Below are 3,345 nucleotides of genomic sequence, written 5' to 3'. Positions count from 1 at the left end.
ATAAAGCTGGCCGCACACCGAATCCCGATATTCTATGTAATAAAAAAATTAAATTTAAAGCATTTCTAGAATTCGCAGCGCAAGATCTGGCAGCAGACTATATTGCCACCGGCCATTACGCTCGACGCAAAACTGTTGATGGTCGCCATCAATTATTGCGTGGTTTGGATAACAACAAAGATCAGAGCTATTTTCTTTATGCGTTGGATCAAGCTCAACTAGCACAAAGTCTTTTTCCAATCGGTGAATTGGAAAAATCAGCCGTTCGCCGTATCGCTGAGGACGTTGGTTTAATTACCGCCAAAAAGAAAGACTCAACAGGAATTTGTTTTATTGGTGAACGTAAGTTTCGCGACTTCCTCGCTCGCTATCTGCCGGCTAAACCAGGTGCAATTATAACAGTTGATGGCAAAATTTTAGGTGAACATACAGGTTTAATGTATCATACGTTAGGCCAACGTAAAGGATTAGGTATTGGTGGTGTAAAAGAAGCAAACGACGATCCGTGGTATGTTGTCGATAAAGATATTAAAAATAATCAGCTAATTGTTGCCCAAGGCCATGATCACCCACGTTTGATGTCCACAGGACTTATCGTCCAACAAATCCATTGGATTAATCCACCAGCGTTAAACCAAACCAATCAATACACAGTTAAAACGCGTTATCGACAACCAGATATCCCCTGCACAATTAAGCCACTTAGTGACAATAAAATCGCCGTGCAATTTGACTACCCTATTACAGCCGTTACACCCGGCCAATCAGCAGTTTTTTATCAAGGTGAAGTTTGTTTAGGCGGTGGCGTTATTGAAACACGTATTCAGGAGTTAATGTGAGCAAAAATTTTTATGATATTACTCTTGCATTTGCCGGTATTTGCCAAGCATGTCGTCTAGTTCAACAATTGGCTCATGAAGGTAAAATTGTCGATAATACGGCAGAAGTGATGATTAATAGCACCCTAAATATTAATCCAACATCCACATTAGCGGTTTATGGCAATAGCGAGGCAAATCTTCGTGTTGGTTTAAATACTTTACTTGCTATACTTACCGCTTCAAGTAATACGCTTTCCTCCGATTTAACCCGCTACTTATTAAGTCTCATTGGTTTAGAACGCCGACTAAGAAAAAATCTATCGGCTAGTGATGAACTTAAACGACGTATTGAATTACTTCAACAGCAAAAAAATTATTTTGAACCTATGTCCAGCGGTATTTTTAATGCGCTGGCAGGGATTTATGTAGATGTTATTAGCCCTATTGGCCCACGTATTCAGGTAACGGGTTCTCCTGACATGCTGCAAAATAGCTCGATACAAGCTAAGATGCGCGCATTACTTTTTACTGGCATTCGTAGCGCCGTTCTCTGGCAACAAGTCGGAGGAAGCCGCCTACAATTAATGTTTTCGCGACAACGTTTGATCACTCAAGCAAAAGAAATTCTTGCTCATTGTTAATAAATTTGGGAGTCACTACCAATGGAATTATCTTCACTGACTGCTGTATCGCCAATTGATGGCCGCTACAGTGATAAAGTCAGTCTATTACGTCCAATTTTCAGTGAATTTGGTTTACTGAAATATCGTATACAAGTAGAGGTACGCTGGCTACAAAAATTAGCAGCATGTGCTGACATTAAAGAAGTACCTGTATTTAGTGCCGAAGCAACGGCTTATCTTGAGCAAATTGTCGCTAACTTCAATGAAAATGACGCCATTCAGATCAAAAAAATTGAACAAACAACTAACCATGATGTAAAAGCGGTTGAATATTTTCTAAAAGAAAAAATGGCAGCCATGCCTGAACTTGAAAAAGTGGCTGAATTTATTCATTTTGCCTGTACCTCTGAAGATATTAATAATCTTTCCCATGCCTTAATGCTAAAAATCGCCCGTGACCAAGTGGTTCTCCCCCAATGGCGAAAAATCATTAATAGCCTAAAAGAGATGGCGCGTCTTTATAGCGCATTGCCGCTACTATCAAGAACCCATGGTCAACCCGCGACGCCGACGACGATAGGTAAAGAGTTTGCTAATGTGGCTTATCGTATGGAGCGGCAATATCAGCAACTTGAGCAAATCGAAATTTTAGGCAAAATTAATGGTGCGGTAGGTAATTATAATGCCCATTTATCCGCTTATCCTGATATAAACTGGCATCTGTTTAGCGAACAGTTTATTACTTCGTTAGGTATCAAATGGAATCCGTTCACAACCCAAATTGAACCCCACGACTATATTGCTGAACTCTTTAATTGTATTGCTCGTTTTAATACCATTTTGATCGATTTTGATCGAGATATCTGGGGTTATATTGCCCTTAATCATTTCAGACAAAAAACTGTCGCTGGTGAAATTGGTTCATCAACCATGCCACATAAAGTTAACCCGATTGATTTTGAAAATTCTGAAGGTAATCTTGGACTAGCCAATGCCTTATTAAATCACCTGGCGAACAAGTTACCGATTTCACGTTGGCAACGTGATCTCACTGATTCAACGGTATTACGTAATTTAGGGGTCGGTATTGGTTATGCATTCGTAGCCTATCAAGCGACATTGAAAGGCTTGAGTAAATTAGAAGTCAATGAGCAGAATTTACAAACTGAATTGGATGCTAATTGGGAAGTGCTGGCTGAAGCTATTCAAACTGTTATGCGCCGTTATGGAATTGAAAAGCCTTATGAAAAACTAAAAGCTTTAACCCGCGGCAAACGCGCTACAGCAGACGACATCAAAGCATTTATTGATAGCTTAGATTTACCACAAGCAGAAAAAAATCTTTTAAAAACAATGACACCAGCCAACTATATTGGTTATTCAGTCAATCTGGTGGACCATTTAAAATAACATTAATAGGTGAGTAATATTGATTGCTCACCCTACTTTTTCATTTAATTAGCCAATCAAACCACATAATTATTTTCTTTTCATTCAGTAATATCTTGCCGTCATCCAGCTATCCTTCTAACATAGGATTTATTACTACTTTTTCTAGTAGATTTATTCAGAACTTGAGGTTGTTATGCGGATATTAATTGTAGAAGATAATGCGCTTTTACGTCACCATCTAACTGTCCAGTTAAAAGAGACCGGTCATCAAGTTGATGCAGCAGCAGATGCTAAAGAAGCCGATTATTTTTTACAAGAGGGTAATCCCGTTATTGCAATTGTTGACTTAGGATTACCGGGTGAAGATGGATTAAGTATGATCAGGCCCATTCCCAGTCGAAACGCAACAAACCCATAAAACGTTATGCAGCCATTAGATGAGCTAAAAATACTTCATTTGGAGAAAAATAGCCCAACGATTTTCGTCCCCGAGTATTAAGTATGTGCTC

General features: G+C 39.1%; 4 protein-coding genes. All 4 read left to right on the top strand.

Annotated elements, in window-relative coordinates; genetic code table 11:
* Positions 1-839 (top strand): tRNA 2-thiouridine(34) synthase MnmA (mnmA, locus tag CBG25_RS00960; protein ID WP_290603861.1); only part of this gene is annotated, 839 nt, incomplete at its 5' end.
* On the top strand, positions 836-1,462 hold the full coding sequence (gene hflD / locus CBG25_RS00955) for a high frequency lysogenization protein HflD (RefSeq protein WP_290603860.1): 627 nt from the start codon (positions 836-838) through the stop codon (positions 1,460-1,462). The genes mnmA and hflD, both read left to right, overlap by 4 nt.
* A gap of 21 nt (positions 1,463-1,483) precedes the next feature.
* The gene (gene purB / locus CBG25_RS00950) at positions 1,484-2,854 is read left to right on the top strand and encodes an adenylosuccinate lyase (RefSeq protein ID WP_290603859.1); all 1,371 of its coding nucleotides are present in this window, start codon (positions 1,484-1,486) and stop codon (positions 2,852-2,854) included.
* Positions 2,855-3,029: 175 nt separating this feature from the next.
* Positions 3,030-3,254 (top strand): response regulator, encoded by a 225-nt coding sequence (locus tag CBG25_RS00945; protein ID WP_290603858.1) that lies wholly within the window; start codon positions 3,030-3,032, stop codon positions 3,252-3,254.
* The last annotated feature ends 91 nt before the right edge of the window (positions 3,255-3,345 follow it).

This window comes from Arsenophonus sp. ENCA (assembly GCF_002287155.1).
GTDB classification, from domain to species: Bacteria; Pseudomonadota; Gammaproteobacteria; order Enterobacterales; family Enterobacteriaceae; genus Arsenophonus; species Arsenophonus nilaparvatae.
This window is presented reverse-complemented; position numbering and strand designations above follow the sequence as displayed.